Origin of the sequence: Sinomonas cyclohexanicum (assembly GCF_020886775.1) — a bacterium.
Classification (GTDB): domain Bacteria; phylum Actinomycetota; class Actinomycetes; order Actinomycetales; family Micrococcaceae; genus Sinomonas; species Sinomonas cyclohexanicum.
Genome location: NZ_AP024525.1, coordinates 1,933,058 through 1,947,318, shown reverse-complemented (window position 1 = coordinate 1,947,318; position 14,261 = coordinate 1,933,058). Strand labels below are relative to the sequence as shown.

At 72.7% G+C, this 14,261-nt stretch carries 12 protein-coding genes; 3 read left to right on the top strand and 9 right to left on the bottom strand.

Annotation, left to right across the window (positions count from 1 at the left end; genetic code table 11):
* The first annotated feature begins 2 nt into the window (after window positions 1–2).
* The 3 genes from SCMU_RS09315 to SCMU_RS09305 all read left to right on the top strand — a co-directional run bounded on the left by SCMU_RS09315 (window position 3) and on the right by SCMU_RS09305 (window position 4,917).
* Complete coding sequence (locus tag SCMU_RS09315; RefSeq protein ID WP_229232698.1) at window positions 3–1,382, top strand: HRDC domain-containing protein; 1,380 nt, start codon at window positions 3–5, stop codon at window positions 1,380–1,382.
* Window positions 1,383–1,534: 152 nt separating this feature from the next.
* Window positions 1,535–2,749, top strand: a complete 1,215-nt coding sequence (locus SCMU_RS09310) for a thiolase family protein (protein WP_229232697.1) — start codon at window positions 1,535–1,537, stop codon at window positions 2,747–2,749.
* A gap of 8 nt (window positions 2,750–2,757) precedes the next feature.
* Complete coding sequence (locus SCMU_RS09305; protein WP_229232696.1) at window positions 2,758–4,917, top strand: 3-hydroxyacyl-CoA dehydrogenase NAD-binding domain-containing protein; 2,160 nt, start codon at window positions 2,758–2,760, stop codon at window positions 4,915–4,917.
* Between the two features lie 68 nt (window positions 4,918–4,985).
* Here SCMU_RS09305 and SCMU_RS09300 read toward each other — a convergent pair whose 3' ends face one another.
* From SCMU_RS09300 to dxs, 9 genes are all read right to left on the bottom strand, one after another.
* A complete protein-coding gene (locus SCMU_RS09300; RefSeq protein ID WP_229232695.1) occupies window positions 4,986–5,600 on the bottom strand; it encodes a hypothetical protein in 615 nt (204 codons plus the stop codon).
* Window positions 5,601–5,694: 94 nt separating this feature from the next.
* The gene (locus SCMU_RS09295) at window positions 5,695–7,221 is read right to left on the bottom strand and encodes an ATP-binding cassette domain-containing protein (protein WP_229232694.1); all 1,527 of its coding nucleotides are present in this window, start codon (window positions 7,219–7,221) and stop codon (window positions 5,695–5,697) included.
* Window positions 7,218–8,003: an energy-coupling factor transporter transmembrane component T family protein gene (locus SCMU_RS09290; RefSeq protein WP_443020293.1), complete on the bottom strand. Its 786-nt coding sequence runs from the start codon at window positions 8,001–8,003 to the stop codon at window positions 7,218–7,220. Before SCMU_RS09290 ends, SCMU_RS09295 begins: the two co-directional genes overlap by 4 nt.
* Window positions 7,996–8,847 (bottom strand): ECF transporter S component, encoded by an 852-nt coding sequence (locus SCMU_RS09285; RefSeq protein ID WP_229232692.1) that lies wholly within the window; start codon window positions 8,845–8,847, stop codon window positions 7,996–7,998. The genes SCMU_RS09290 and SCMU_RS09285 overlap by 8 nt, the downstream gene beginning before the upstream one ends.
* 91 nt (window positions 8,848–8,938) lie before the next feature.
* Window positions 8,939–10,009 (bottom strand): nucleoside hydrolase, encoded by a 1,071-nt coding sequence (locus tag SCMU_RS09280; RefSeq protein WP_229232691.1) that lies wholly within the window; start codon window positions 10,007–10,009, stop codon window positions 8,939–8,941.
* 27 nt (window positions 10,010–10,036) lie between these two features.
* Window positions 10,037–11,014 carry an aldo/keto reductase gene (locus tag SCMU_RS09275; RefSeq protein ID WP_229232690.1) on the bottom strand — a complete coding sequence of 326 codons (978 nt, stop codon included), beginning with the start codon at window positions 11,012–11,014 and terminating at the stop codon, window positions 10,037–10,039.
* A 35-nt stretch (window positions 11,015–11,049) separates the two neighbouring features.
* Complete coding sequence (locus SCMU_RS09270; RefSeq protein ID WP_229232689.1) at window positions 11,050–11,607, bottom strand: hypothetical protein; 558 nt, start codon at window positions 11,605–11,607, stop codon at window positions 11,050–11,052.
* A complete protein-coding gene (locus tag SCMU_RS09265; protein ID WP_229232688.1) occupies window positions 11,604–12,182 on the bottom strand; it encodes a DUF402 domain-containing protein in 579 nt (192 codons plus the stop codon). The genes SCMU_RS09270 and SCMU_RS09265 overlap by 4 nt, the downstream gene beginning before the upstream one ends.
* Window positions 12,179–14,224 carry a 1-deoxy-D-xylulose-5-phosphate synthase gene (gene dxs, locus SCMU_RS09260; protein ID WP_338027604.1) on the bottom strand — a complete coding sequence of 682 codons (2,046 nt, stop codon included), beginning with the start codon at window positions 14,222–14,224 and terminating at the stop codon, window positions 12,179–12,181. The genes SCMU_RS09265 and dxs overlap by 4 nt, the downstream gene beginning before the upstream one ends.
* Between the last annotated feature and the right edge of the window lie 37 nt (window positions 14,225–14,261).

The window sequence follows — 14,261 nt, the reverse complement described above, 5'->3', positions numbered from 1 at the left end:
TCATGACCGCACAGCCTCAGGACGACACCGGGAACGAGGCGGGCAGCGCGCCCCACGGGGGACCAGAGGCCGCACCGCCCGCCACGAGCGCACCGCAGAGCATCGTCGTCGAGGGCTTCGAGGTACCGATCCCGGCGGTCGTTGAGCTCGATGAGCCCCGCGACGGAGTACCCCTCGTCATCTCGACCCAGGAGGGCCTTGAGCGCGCCGCCGCCGCCCTCGCCCGCGGCACGGGACCCGCAGGCGTCGACGCCGAGCGCGCCTCGGGGTTCCGGTATGGACAACGAGCGTTCCTTGTCCAGATCCGTCGGGAGGGAGCCGGGACCTGGCTCATCGACCCCGAGCCCTTCGATGATCTGGCCATCATCAACACCGCCCTGTCCGGGGTGGAATGGATCATCCACGCTGCGACCCAGGACCTCCCGTGCCTCGCCGAACTCGACATGTGGCCAGACCGGCTCTTCGACACCGAGCTCGCCGCACGCCTGGCCGGCCTGCCCCGAGTGGGCCTCGCCGCGGTCGTCGAACAGATGCTCGGTTTCAGCCTCGCGAAGGAGCACTCCGCCGCGGACTGGTCGACGCGGCCCCTCCCTGAGCCTTGGCTGCGCTACGCCGCCCTCGATGTCGAGGTGCTCGTCGAGCTGCGGGACGAGCTCGCGGACCTCCTCGAGTCCCAAGGGAAGCTGGGGTTCGCCGAGGAGGAATTCGCCGCGACTCTGGCAGCGGGCGTGCCCGCGCCCCGAGCCGACCCCTGGCGCCGCACGTCAGGCGTCCACCAGATCCGCGACCGCCGCCAGCTGGCCGCCGTGCGCGAGCTCTGGCTCGAGCGGGACGCGCTCGCACAGAAGAGGGACATCGCCCCGGGCAAGCTCATCCCCGATTCCGCGCTCGTAGCGCTCGCCCGCGCGATGCCGGGCACCGTCCCGCAGCTGCTCACCACGAGGGGCTTCCACGGACGTGCCGCCCAGCGCGAGGCGCCACGGTGGCTGCGGGCCGTCTCCACCGCGCGGAACCTCCCCGACGACCAGCTGCCCCCCCTGCATCTTCCCAGCTCCGGTCCGCCCCCACCCCGCGTGTGGGACGACCGGGACCCCGAGGCAGCCGCGCGGTTCAAGACCGCCCGCCCACGGATCTCCGCGGTCGCCGACTCTCTCGGCATGCCCACGGAAAACCTCCTGACCCCCGATCACCTGCGCCGGATCGCGTGGCGACCGCCGGCGCCGCTCACGGCAGAGTCCCTCGCGGCGGCGCTGCGGGACCTGGGCGCCCGCGCATGGCAGGTCGACCAGGTGGTGCCGACGCTCCTCGAAGCCTTCGAGCATCCGGAACCGCTCAAGGTCAGGAAGAAGGCCACGGCGGACCAGTTGGACCCCGACTCGTAGGTCGCGGCCACCACCTGCGCCCTGTGGCGGGCACCATGCCTGCAGACCCTCCCCCGCGGGGACCATACTCGCCGTTGCGCCTTAAGTTACCGACGAGTAACATCGACGGCAGTGGGCGGTCTCCCGCCCGTAGTCCACGCAAGGAGCTGCCCATGTCCAGCAGGCATGTCCGGGACGTCGTCTTCGTCGACGGCGTCCGCACCCCATTCGGCAAGGCCGGCGAGAAGGGGATCTACCACGGCACCCGTGCCGACGACCTCGTCGTCAAGACCATCCGCGAGCTGCTGCGCCGCAACCCGTCGCTCCCCGCCGAACGCGTCGATGAGGTCTCCATCGCGGCGACCACTCAGACAGGCGACCAGGGCCTGACGATCGGGCGCACCGCCGCGCTCCTCGCGGGCCTCCCGCTCACGGTCCCGGGCTTCGCGATCGACCGCATGTGCGCCGGCGCCATGACCGCAGTGACGACGACGGCGAGCGGCATCGGCGTCGGCGCGTACGACGTCGTGATCGCGGGCGGCGTCGAGCACATGGGCAACCACCCGATGGGTCAGGGCGCGGACCCGAACCCGCGGTTCATGGCCGAGCGCCTCGTCGACCCCGAGGCCCTCACGATGGGCAACACGGCCGAGAATCTGCACGACCGCTTCCCCGCCATCACGAAGGAGCGGGCAGACGCCTACTCCGTCGCGTCCCAGGCCAAGCTCGCCGCCGCGTACGACGCCGGGAAGATCCAGCCCGACCTCGTGCCCGTCGCCACCCATCGGCCGGGCGAGGGCTTCGGCCTGGCCACCGTCGACGAGCCGCCGCGGCCCGGGACGACCATCGAGGACCTCGCCGGCCTTCGCACGCCGTTCCGCCCGCACGGGCGCGTCACCGCGGGCAACGCCGCGGGCCTGAACGACGGCGCGACGGCCTGCCTCCTCACCTCCGCCGAGACAGCCGAGGAGCTCGGGCTCGACCCGAAGATGCGCCTCGTCTCGTTCGCGTTCGCCGGCGTGGAGCCCGAGGTGATGGGCGTCGGCCCCGTCCCCGCCACCGAGAAGGCGCTCGCCAAGGCCGGCCTGTCGATCGAGGACATCGGCCTCTTCGAAATCAACGAGGCCTTCGCCGTCCAGGTCCTGAGCTTCCTTGACCACTTCGGGATCGCCGACGACGACCCGCGCGTCAACCGCTACGGCGGCGCTATCGCGCTCGGCCATCCACTCGCCTCCTCCGGCGTGCGGCTCATGACCCAGCTCGCCCGCCAGTTCTCCGAGGACCCGACCGTCCGGTACGGCATGACCACCATGTGCATCGGCCTCGGCATGGGCGGCACGGTCGTCTGGGAGAATCCGAACCACCCCGACTACCGAAAGGGCGAGTGAACGCCGCCATGACGTCCGATTCCCCCTTCGAGGCCTTCGCGCCCCTCGCCGCCCTGGTCCCGCACGAGACCGTCACGCACTCCCTCGTCAAGGACGTGGTCCTCCCGGGCGGCACGCACGGCAGCGCCGCCACGAGAATCGCGCTCCTCACCCTCGACAACGGCCTCGACCACACCAAGCCCACGACCCTCGGCCCGAACACCCTGATCGAGCTCGGCACGACCCTTGAGGGCCTGCGCCGACGGGCGGCGGCGGGCGAGATCGACGCTGTCGCCGTCACCGGGAAACCATACTTCCTCGTGGCAGGCGCAGACCTCTCGACCGTCAAGACGCTCCGCGACCCCGCCGCGGGCGAGCAGATGGCACGGCTCGGCCACGCGGCCTACGATCTGCTCGCCGGCGGGATCGGCGTGCCCACGTTCGCATTCATCAACGGCGTCGCGCTCGGCGGCGGGCTCGAGATCGCCCTCGCCTGCGACTACCGCACGGTCTCCGCGGGGGCGGCCGGGATCGGGCTGCCCGAGGCGTTCATCGGCCTCGTGCCCGGCTGGGGCGGAGTCTGGCGCCTCCCCCGCCTCACAGGCCCCGAGGCGGGCCTCACGGTCATGATCGAGAACCCGCTGAACGGCAACCGCACGATCGGCGGGCAGCAGGCCTTCGAGCTCGGCATCGCGGACGCGCTGTTCGAGTCCGCCGACTTCCTCGAGCAGTCCCTTCAGTGGGCGGCGTCGGTCCTGGCCGGGGACACCGCCGTCGTGCGCCCGAATGCCGTCGAGCCCCTGACCGATCCGGCCGCCGCCGAGCGGTGGGCCGCCGCAGCCAAGGCAGCACGCGCCATCGTCGCCGCCAAGACCTCGAACGCCGCGCCGGCGCCCGGAAAGGTCCTCGACGTATTCGAGGCCGGCGCGACGTCCACCCAGAAGGAGTCCGCCGAGCTCGAGGTTGCAGCCCTGACCTGGCTCATGCAGACCCCGCAGTTCCGCGACACCGTCTACGCCTTCCTCGATCTCACCCAGAAGCGGGCCAAGCGGCCGGCCGGCGCCCCGGACCCGAAGCTCGCCCGGCCGATCACCAAGGTCGGGGTCGTCGGCGCCGGACTGATGGCCAGCCAACTCGCGCTCCTGTTCGCTCGCCAGCTCAAGGTGCCGGTCGTCATGACGGACATCGACCAGGAGCGTGTGGACAAGGGCGTCGGCCACGTGCACGCCGAGGTCGACAAGCTCGCGGCCAAGGGCCGGCTCTCGCAGGACGCCGCCAACCGCACCCGGGCGCTCGTGAGCGGCTCCGTCTCCAAGGACGAGTTCGCGGACGCCGACTTCGTCATCGAGGCGGTGTTCGAGGAGCTCTCCGTCAAGAAGCAGGTCCTCGCCGAGGTCGAGGCCGTAGTGAAGCCCGAGTGCATCATCGCCACCAACACGTCATCGCTGTCAGTCACCGCGATGGCGGCGGACCTCGCCCACCCGGAGCGCGTGGTCGGCTTCCACTTCTTCAATCCCGTGGCCGTCATGCCCCTCGTCGAGATCGTGCGCGCGCCACAGACGGAGGAGGCGGTTCTGGCCACCGCGTTCGTACTCGCGAAGGGCCTCAAGAAGACCGGGGTCCTCGTCAAGGACGCCGCTGCCTTCGTGGTCAACCGTGTGCTCCTGCGCCTCATGGGAGAGGTGACCGCGGCTTTCGACGAGGGCACGCCGGCCGAGGTCGCGGACACGGCGCTCGCGCCGATGGGGCTGCCGATGACGCCGTTCACGCTCGCCTCCATGGTGGGCCTGCCCGTCGCGCAGCACGTGGCCGAATCACTCCACGCGGCGTTCGGCGACAGGTTCCACGTCTCCGCCAACCAGCAGGCGCTCATCGACGCCGGAATCAAGGGCCTGTGGGCCCCGACGGCCGACGGCGGGCACGAGATACCGTCCGCAACGCGGGCGCTGCTGCGTTTCGGCGGCACTCCGTCTACGGGCGAGCAGGTCCTCACCCGGTGCCAGGACGCGCTCGCGGAGGAGATCGGCCTCCTCCTCGACGAGGGCGTCGTCGCCGGGCCCGAAGACGTGGACCTGTGCATGATCCTCGGCGCTGGCTGGCCCATGCACCTGGGCGGCATCACGCCGTACCTGGACCGGGTGGGCGCGTCCCGGCGCGTCAACGGCCGGCCCTTCCACGCGGAGTCCTGACCGCCACAGGCCCCGCAACGCAGCGCCACGGGGCCCGCAACGCCAGGCCGGTGTTGCGGGGCCTGCGGTCAGTCGTGCGGGAAGCCGGCGTCCAGGAACGCCCCGAGCCGCTCGTCCACGCCTGCGAGCGCCTCACGGCCGGAGGGGCTCGCGAAGCAGAGGGCGCCGGCCCATCCGCTGCGGACCACGACGCCGTCGTGGGTCCAGTAGCTGGCCACGCGCATGCCTCCGGCCGTCACGTCGAAGCGCTCGGCGCGGACCGTGCGCCCGTCGGGGAGCTCTATCGGCTCGGCAGGCCGGCGGCGGATCTCGGCGGGCGCGGGGGCCTCGTCCGGAGCAGCCTCCTCGACCCGCCTGTACGTTGCCGCCTCGCGTGCGGAGCCGGCAAGCTGCGAGACCAGCAGGTACTCCCCGCTGGCCGGGAGGGTGTCCACGGCTAGCTCCGCGTCCTCTCGCCATGAGCCGCCGCTGACGCCGCCGGGCTCCTGCCGGTAACGGAACGCCTCCCACGTCTGGCCGTCCGGGCTGAGCCAGATGAGGGACTCGGACGCGAAGAGGGTCCCCGCGCCGTCCTCGAACGCAACGCGCGTGATGAGCACGGCGCCGTCGAACGCCCTGCGGACGGCCCCGCGCCGCACGCCGGCAACCCAGAAGCCCTCCCACCGCTCCCACGCAGCGCGCACACGCCCTCCTCGCCTTGTCAGGTCTTCACATCGTCGGGCACCGAGGGTCCCCAGCGAAAGACACTACCGGACGGGGGCGCCGCCGCGTCGAGCGTCAGACGGGGACGAACCGCCCGTCCACGAGGGCGACAACGCGGTGGGCGTGCTCGCGGGCCCAGGCGAGCGAGTGGGTCGAGAGCACGACGCCGGTGCCTCCCCGTGCGGCCCCGGCCACGAGAGCCTCGAGCCGGTCCAGCCCGTGCCGGTCGAGCCCCACGGTCGGCTCGTCGAGGAGGAGGACGCGCGGCCGCCGCGCGAGGACGGCGGCGAGCGCGAGGAGGCGCTGGGCCGAGGCCGACAGATCGTACGGGTGGGTGTCCTCGGCGCCCTCGAGGCCGACGGCGCGCAGCGCCTCGCGTGCCCCGTCCTCGGCGGCGCGTCGCGCAGCACGGGAGCGGTCCCGGGTCCGGAGCCCGAAGGAGACCTCGCGCAGCGCCGTGCGCTCGAACAGCGTCTCGCGCGGCTCCTGGAACAGGGTCCCGACGTGCTCCGCGACGCGGCCTGCCGGGATCGCGGCGGCGTCCCGCCCGAGGACGTCCACACGTCCCGACTGCGGCCGCATGATGCCTGCGAGGTGCCTGAGTGCCGTGGACTTCCCCGCCCCGTTGGGGCCGGTGATCGCGAGGACCTCGCCGGCGCGGACGCTCAGGTCGGCACGGTCGAGGACGTGCCGGTCCTGGCCGGGGTACGTGAACGTGACGGAGCCCAGGGCCGCGAGGGGCGGACCACTCGGCGGGCCCGGGCGCCCGGGTGCCGGCTCCCCCGGGCGCTGGCCCTCCCGGTCTGTGTCGCCCGGATCCCGCACCAGGACGCCCGAACGAGCGAACGCGTCCGAGGAGAGCACGGCCGCGGACCTGCCCTCCGCCGCCACGGTCCCGCCGTCGAGAAGGATGCAGTGCTGAGCCGTGCGTGCGAGGGCGTCGGCGCAGGATCCCACGACCACGACCGCCGTGCCGGCCGAGCGCTGCGCGTCGAGGACGTCCGCGAGGGCCCCGCGACCGGCCGCGTCGAGCGAGGCCGTCGGGTCGTCGAGGACGAGCACCGAAGGCGCCCCCACGATCGCGCAGGCCAGCGCGAGCCGCCGCTCCTCGCCGCCGGAGAGGCTCGCGGGATGACGCTCGAGGTGCGCTCCGAGCCCGACGGCGGCTGCGGCCTCCGCGACGCGGGCGCGCATCAGCTCGCGTGCGGTGCCGTGCTGCTCGAGCGTGAAGGCGATCTCCTCGCCGACGGTCGCGGCCGCGCCCGTGAGCAGGTCCGCGGCTCGCTGCGGGACGAGCGCCACGTGGCGGCCCCACGCGCCGAGGCTGAGACGGGGATCGTCGGGGCGCCCACGGAACTCGACCCGCGTGACGCCCTCAGCGTCCCGGAGCCCGAGGTGCCCCTCTAAGGCCTCATGCCCGCCGGCCAGCGCCCATCCCGTGATGATCTTGGCGACCGTCGAGGTCCCGCTGCCTGAGCCCCCGAGCACCGCAGTGAGCGTTCCGGGCCCCAGCGCGAGGCTGACGTCCCGCACGACCGGCCGTCCGGCGTCGTACGCGAAACAACCGAGGTGGGCCGCGAGCAGCGGATCCTGCCCGCTCATCCGGCCGTCCCGGAGACCGCTCCCGCGACGGCGGGGACCACCACGGACGCGACGATGCCCACGCAGGCCGCCGCGAGCCCCCACCTCAGGGCGCGCTGGGGGCCGGAGTCGGGCTCGTCGACGTACGAGGTCCGCGGCCCGGGAAGCCTGTGGCCGCGCGCCTCGAGGGCGGTGGCCCGCTCGCCCGCCTCGTCCACGAGGGCGAGGACCAGCGGGAAGGCCTGGAACCGCGCCGCGGCGAGGCGCCCGCCCAGGCCGGGCCGGACCACGAGCCCGCGCGCCTCCTGAGCCTCCCGGATGCGGCGCATGCGCGCCGACACGGTCGCTGCGAGCCCGAGCGCCGAGGCGAGCACGTAGCCGAGCGGCGCCGGGATCCCCCGGCGCACGAGCGCCGCCCGCAGCACCGCCACGTCCACCCACATCGAGAAGGCGAGCATGACAGTCACCAGCGCGGCCGTGCGGAGCACGAATCCCACCGCGTAGGCGAGGCCTTCCGCGGTGACACGCGCGGGTCCGAGGGCCGCGAGCACAGTGCGCCCCTCGGGGAAGAAGAGCCCGTGGATGAGCAGCGCCCACAGCGCGAACGGCGCGACGACCACGCCCGTCGCCGCGCCCACGCGACGCAGCGTGCCGGCGCGCACCGAGGCGGCCAGCGCGAGGGCGATCGCCGCGATCCATACGGGCCACGACGCCCACGCGAGGCATGCGACAGAACCGGCCGCCGCGAGGGCGAGGCCGGTGAGGGGATTGAGGCGCCCCGGCGTTCCCGGATGCTCAGGCAGGGGGCGCCGCCTCAGCAGTGCCCCTCTCGGCGTCTGCCCTGCGCGAGGCGAGGACGCGGTGCGTCCGCGCGAACTCGAAGCGCTGTGTTGCGCGGCGCGGCAGTGCATAGGCGATCGCTGCCGCGCTGACGAACGTGACGAGCTTGTCCGCGAGGTCGGACAGGATCGCGCCCTTCACAACGGAATCGACGAGGCTGTCCCCCGTGGCACGGAAGACGGCGATGACCGCGCCGGTGGCGCCGGTGGAGGTCCCGCCGAACACGGCGACGGCCACGGTCGAGCCGATGACCGCGGCGACCGCCCCGGTCACGAGCCCCGCGATAGGAAGCCACCACATCCGGCGGACCGCGCCGAGACGCGCCGCGAGGCCCGCAAGCGCGCCGATCACGGCGGCGCCCGCCGCGAACGGGATGAGCGTCGGGTTGAAGAACGACCAGACGATCGTGCTGAGCAGCCCCGTCGCGGCACCGGCCGCGGAGCCGGCGAGGAAGCCGACGAGCACCGTGCCGATGGAATCGAGGTAGATGGGCAAGAGGGTGCTGCCGACGAACTGGCCGAGGACGATGTTGAGCACGAGCGCCACGGGGATGAGTGCCAGCGTCACGGTGGGCAGTGTCGGGAGGATGCCCGCGAAGAGGAGGACCGCCGCGAGGCCGTAGCCCGAGAGCGCGACCAGGGCGGCCGCCGCGGACGGCACGTCCACCGGCTCGGCCGGGGAGGTCGCCACGAGGTAGGCGAAGGTCGCGACGATCGCCGCGGCCCCCAGCGCGATGAGCGTGGTCCGCAGCGGCGAGCGGCGCACCGCGTCCTCGGTCAGGGAATGCGAGGTCGGGGGGTGTGACATGGCCAATGGCGTCCTTCGTGGGTCTGCGCGTGCGGATCCCGCCTATGTCACCTCGGCGGGCGGCCCGGGCCGGCCGGGCGCACCGAAGAGTCTAGCCCACGCGGCGGGCCAGCGCGGCGAGGGAGCCGATCAGCTCCTCGAACGCCTCGGCGGGATGGTTCGCGCTCACGATCCGCGCGGTGAGCGGCTCGCCCCAGAGGCCGCGGTAGTCCGCCACCGTGGTGCCGGCCAGCCGCGGGCCCTCGGTCTCGACGTGCACGGTGGCCGCCCGCGTCGCGTACCGCGCCGTGCCGGCCGCAACGCTTGCCGCGAAGTAATCGTGGACGTGCGCCACATAGCCCTGGTCGTAGTGCCGGTGGAACTCGAAGTAGAACCTCAGCATGTCGCTCACGTGCCGCACGAGCGTGTTGGACGCCGCGCTGCGCGTCCCCTCGCGCTGGTCCGGCAGGACGAGCTCCGGCTCGGCGCATCCGGCCGCGACGGCGAGGGCTGCGAGGTGCTCCGGATGCATCTCGATCCGCTCGGTGGTCTCGAGTGCGCACACGATCGGGAGGCGGTCCTGGGGCTGCCCCGCGAACGCCGCGAACACCTCCGCGGCGGCGTGCGGATCCACGTGGGTATTCCACTCCGCAGTCGGGGTCGTGTTGCCCTGGTAGTAGTACGCGCCACCCATGATCACGACGCCGGCAAGCAGTTCGGGCAGCCGGGGCTCGGCGCGCAGGGCGAACGCGAAATTGGTCAGCGGCGCCGTGATGAGCGCGGTGAGCTCGCCGGGCCGGGCGCGCGCCGACTCGACCCAGAGCTCGACGGCGTCCCTCGCCTCGGGCGCCCGGCGCGCCGACGGGAGGTGGGCGTACCCGATGCCCTGCGGGCCATGGGTCTCGGGAGTCGTGACGAGCGGCACCCGAAGCGGGGCCCGGGCACCGATGGCCACGGGAACATCCTCCCGCCCGCACATCTGGAGCAGGGCGAGGTTGTTGGCGGCCACCTGGTCGGCGTCGACGTTGCCCGGGGTGCTCGTGACCGCCACGAGCTCCACGTGCGGCTGGCTGCACAGGTACAGCAGCGCGAGGGCGTCATCGATCCCCGTGTCGCAGTCCATGAGGACCGCCACGGGCTCCCGGCGAGGTTCGTGCGGCACCGGCCGCGCGGCGTCGTGCATGAGCGGAATCCGCGGTGATCGACGGCGTCAGAACAGCGCGATGCGCGGGGTCTTCGGGAAGATCTCGTCGAGCTCCGCGAGGTCCTCGGCGCTCGGATCCCACGACGCCGCCTCGGCGTTCTCGCGGATCTGCTCCGGCTTGGTCGCCCCGGCGATCACGCTCGCGACCGATGGCTGCGCGGCGAGCCACGAGAACGCGACCTGCAACTCGGTGAGGCCGCGCTCCTCGGCGAACGCCGAGAACCTCTCGAGCTGGTCCCAGTCCGCGTCGTGGACGAGGTTGGTGCGGGTGTGCGACAGGCGGGAGCCCTCGGGGGCGGTGCCGCGCGAGTACTTGCCCGTGAGGAGGCCGTTCGCGAGCGGGAAGTACGGCAGGACCCCGAGCCCATACGCCTCGGCGGCCTCGGTCACCTCGAGCTCAGCCCGGCGGTCGAGGAGGTTGTAGTGGTTCTGGCTCGAGATGAACGGCGTGTGGCCGCCCATGCGGGCCACGAACTCCGCCTCGGCGATCTGCCAGCCCGTGCGGTTCGAGTGGCCGATGTAGCGCACCTTGCCCTCGCGCACGAGGTCGTCGAGGGCCGAGAGCGTCTCCTCGATCGGGGTCTGAGCGTCCGGAGTGTGGTACTGGTACAGGTCGATCCAGTCGGTGCCGAGCCGCCGCAGGGAGGCCTCGACGGCCTTGCGGATGTACCTGCGCGAGCCCCGGGCGCCGAAGTCGTTGCCGTTCGCGCCGTGCATGTCCATGCCGAACTTCGTCGCGACCACCACGTCGTCCCGCCGGCCCTTGAGCGCCTTGCCGAGCATCTCCTCGCTCAGGCCCGGCGTCCTTCCGTAGACGTCCGCAACGTCGAACAGGGTGATGCCCGCGTCGATCGCGGCGTGCACGACGGCGTCGGTCCCCTCCTGCGTCTCGGTCGGCGTGTTGGCGCGGCCCAGGTTGTTGCACCCGAGGCCCACGGTCGAGACGGTCAGGCCCGAGTGCCCGAGACGGCGGTAGTCAGTCATGGTGCCAGCCTACCCGCGCCGCCTGTGCCGGCCGATCAGAGCGAGAAGCCCCTCACGCCCGCCGGCGCGTGCTTGAGCTTGAACGCGTCCGGGTCGCTGGCCGGGGCGACGGCGATCGAGAGCTTCGTGAAGTCCGCCGTGGCCTCCCGGAGGCACGTCTTGACCGCCGCGACCGCCTTGCCCGGGTCCACACATGTGGTGAAGATGTTCAGCTTCCCGGAGCCGATCGAGCTGCCGACGACGCTGCCGAGCCCTCGCCACGCGAGGTGCGAGGACAGCGCCTGGACGGCCTGCCGCTCGAGGTGCCGGTCTCGGTCCGTGCCGTCCGCGGTCTTGAGCGAGAACTGCGCGACGACGCGCCACAGCTCGTTCTCGGGCAGGGCGGCGTAGCCGTCTTCGGCGCACTGGGCGGTGAAGGCGTCCAGGAGGCCCTCGGCGGCGGCAGCGTCGACGTCGTCCGTCGTGCTCGTCGCTGAGACGTGGCCCACCGTTCCGTGGTTCACCACGAACTGCGCGGCCTCCTCGTCGTGCCACGCCTCCCGGAACTCGAGGTCCCCGCCGTCGGGGCGGCGGTACAGCCGGGTGTAGCTCATGCATGCTCCTTCCGTCCGAGCGCCAGCCAGGCGTCGGAGATGCCGTTGAACGGGCCGGTCGCGTCGCGGACCGCCGCGTGGAGGCGTGCGCACTCGTCGCGGACCGCCGCGACCAGCTCGGCCGGGTACGCCATGGACCGGGTGTGCTCGGCGAACTCGTCCTCGTCGTCGACGAAGACGCCGCGGTGTGCGGACCGGATCACGTCCAGGTCCATGTCGACCATGTGGAACTCGACGACGCCGGGGTGGCCCTCGCCCGCGGGCTCGCCGATCCGGTGCCACGACAGGTCCCAGGCAAGGTCCACGTAGACGCGGAAGTCGCCCGGGTTGGCGTCGTCGTAGAACGTCACGGCGTAGCTGCCCGCCCGCGGCACCAGCAGCACGGCGTCCGAGCGCGTGTGCAGCGCGGCCCCCGGCCGGGAGATGAACTCGCCACGGCCCTGGTAGATCCACCAGCCGTGCTGGTCCTCGCCGAGCTGGTACCCCGGCACCACCCAGTGCCCTGTGCCGTCCCACTTGCGGTTGCGGGCGACGACGAGCTCACCCGGGCGCGGCCCCTCGCCGGCAGTCGTCACAGCTGAGGGAGGGTGCCGGTGGTCGGCGCCGGCTGGCCGGGCAGGGGCCGCGCGAACGGGACCTTGGTGCCGAGAACCTGGGCCACGATGTCATGGGCCACCTGCTGGGCCGTGAGGCCCACGCGCGCGAGGACCTGGGAGCGGGTCCCGTGGTCGAGGAACTCGACCGGGAGGCCCACCTCGTTCAGCGCCGTGTCCACGCCTGCCGCCCGCATCTCCTGGCGGATCCGCGAGCCGACGCCGCCCGCGCGGACACCGTCTTCGAGGCACACGACGATGCGGTGCTGTGCCGCGAGGCGGATGATGCTGCGAGGCACCGGGAGGACCCAGCGCGGGTCCACCACGGTCGAGCTGATGCCCTGGTGGTCCAGGCGCCGGGCCACGTCGAGCGCGAGCCTGCTCATGGACCCGACCGCGACCAGCAGCACGTCGGGCCCGGCCGGCTCGGTGCCTTCCTCGGCCTGAGTGCCTTCCTCGGCGCGGTCCGCGACGCGCTCCGCGGCTGTGGCCGCCGTGCCGTGGCCGGTGCGTGCCAGCACGTCCACGCCGTCGTCGAGCCGCTCGAGCGCATCGATGTCCGTGCCGACGGTCCCCTTCGAGAACCGCACGACTGTGGGGGCGTCGTCGACCGCGATCGCCTCGCGCAGTTCCTCGCGGAGCCGGGCGGCGTCGCGGGGCGCGGCCAGGTGGAGGCCGGGCACGCTCTGGACGAGGGCCATGTCCCACTGCCCGTGGTGGCTCGCGCCGTCCGGCCCGGTGACCCCTGCACGGTCGAGCACGAGCGTGACGCCGGCCTTGTGCAGTGCCACGTCCATGAGGAGCTGGTCATAGGCGCGGTTCAGGAACGTCGCGTACAGCGCGACGACGGGGTGGAGCCCCCCGAACGCGAGGCCGGCCGCGCTCGCGAGGGCGTGCTGCTCGGCAATGCCGACGTCGATGACCCGCTCCGGGTGCCGCTCGGCGAACCGATGCAGGCCCACGGGGATGAGCATCGCGCCCGTGATGCCGACGACGTCCTCGCGCTCGTCGGCGATGTCCGCGATCTCGTCGGCGAAGACCGACGTCCACGTGGGCCCGGATCCGGGCTCGGCCGGCTTGCCGGTCTCGGGATCGATGATGCCCACGGCGTGGAACTGGTCGGCCTCATGGTTGCGTGCCGGCGCGTAGCCGTGCCCCTTCTCGGTGATCGCGTGGACGATCACGGGCCCGGCGAAGTTCTTCGCGGTCGCGAGCGCCTCCTCGAGGGCACGCTGGTCGTGCCCGTCCACCGGACCGACGTACTTGAGCCCCAGGTCCTCGAACATGCCCTGGGGCGCCCACCAGTCCTTGATGCCCTTCTTGGTGGCATGCAGGCCCTTGTAGACGAACTGCCCGAACGGCCCGCCGTTCTGCAGCCGCCGCTTCGCGGAGTCGAGGATGCCCTCGTACGCGGCGGTGGTGCGGACCTTGTCGATCGCGGTCCGCAAGGACGCGAGGTAGTCCGCGAATCCGCCAACCGTGGGGGCGTAGGAGCGCCCGTTGTCGTTGACCACGACCACCACGCGGCGGTCCTTGCCGGCGGCGATGTTGTTCAGCGCCTCCCACGCCATGCCGCCGGTCAGCGCGCCGTCGCCCACGACGACCACGGTGTAGCGGTCGCCCTCGCCCGTGAGCACGCGGGCCCGCGAGATCCCGTCGGCCCATGAGAGGGATGCGGACGCGTGCGAGGACTCGACGATGTCGTGCTCGCTCTCCGCGCGGGACGGGTAGCCGGAGAGCCCGCCCTCTTGGCGCAGGGTCGAGAAGTCCTTCCGCCCCGTGAGGAGCTTGTGCACGTAGGACTGGTGTCCCGTGTCGAACACGATGCTGTCCCGCGGCGACTCGAACACGCGGTGCACCGCGAGGGTCAGCTCGACGACGCCCAGATTCGGCCCCAGATGGCCACCGGTCTGGGCGACATTGCGGATGAGGAACTGGCGGATCTCCTCGGCCAGGTCCGCCAGCTGCGCCGCGCTGAGGCGGGCGAGGTCCTTCGGAGAATCGACGGACTCCAAGATGCCCAAGGGCGACTCCTTGCTCGAAACGTGCACGAACCACTGT

Coding starts and splice junctions, on each gene's coding strand:
- SCMU_RS09315 (WP_229232698.1), top strand. CDS start 3: ATGACCGCACAGCCTCAGGACGACACCGGGAACGAGGCGGGCAGCGCG.
- SCMU_RS09310 (WP_229232697.1), top strand. CDS start 1,535: ATGTCCAGCAGGCATGTCCGGGACGTCGTCTTCGTCGACGGCGTCCGC.
- SCMU_RS09305 (WP_229232696.1), top strand. CDS start 2,758: ATGACGTCCGATTCCCCCTTCGAGGCCTTCGCGCCCCTCGCCGCCCTG.
- SCMU_RS09295 (WP_229232694.1), bottom strand. CDS start 7,221: ATGAGCGGGCAGGATCCGCTGCTCGCGGCCCACCTCGGTTGTTTCGCG.
- SCMU_RS09285 (WP_229232692.1), bottom strand. CDS start 8,847: ATGTCACACCCCCCGACCTCGCATTCCCTGACCGAGGACGCGGTGCGC.
- SCMU_RS09280 (WP_229232691.1), bottom strand. CDS start 10,009: ATGCACGACGCCGCGCGGCCGGTGCCGCACGAACCTCGCCGGGAGCCC.
- SCMU_RS09275 (WP_229232690.1), bottom strand. CDS start 11,014: ATGACTGACTACCGCCGTCTCGGGCACTCGGGCCTGACCGTCTCGACC.
- SCMU_RS09270 (WP_229232689.1), bottom strand. CDS start 11,607: ATGAGCTACACCCGGCTGTACCGCCGCCCCGACGGCGGGGACCTCGAG.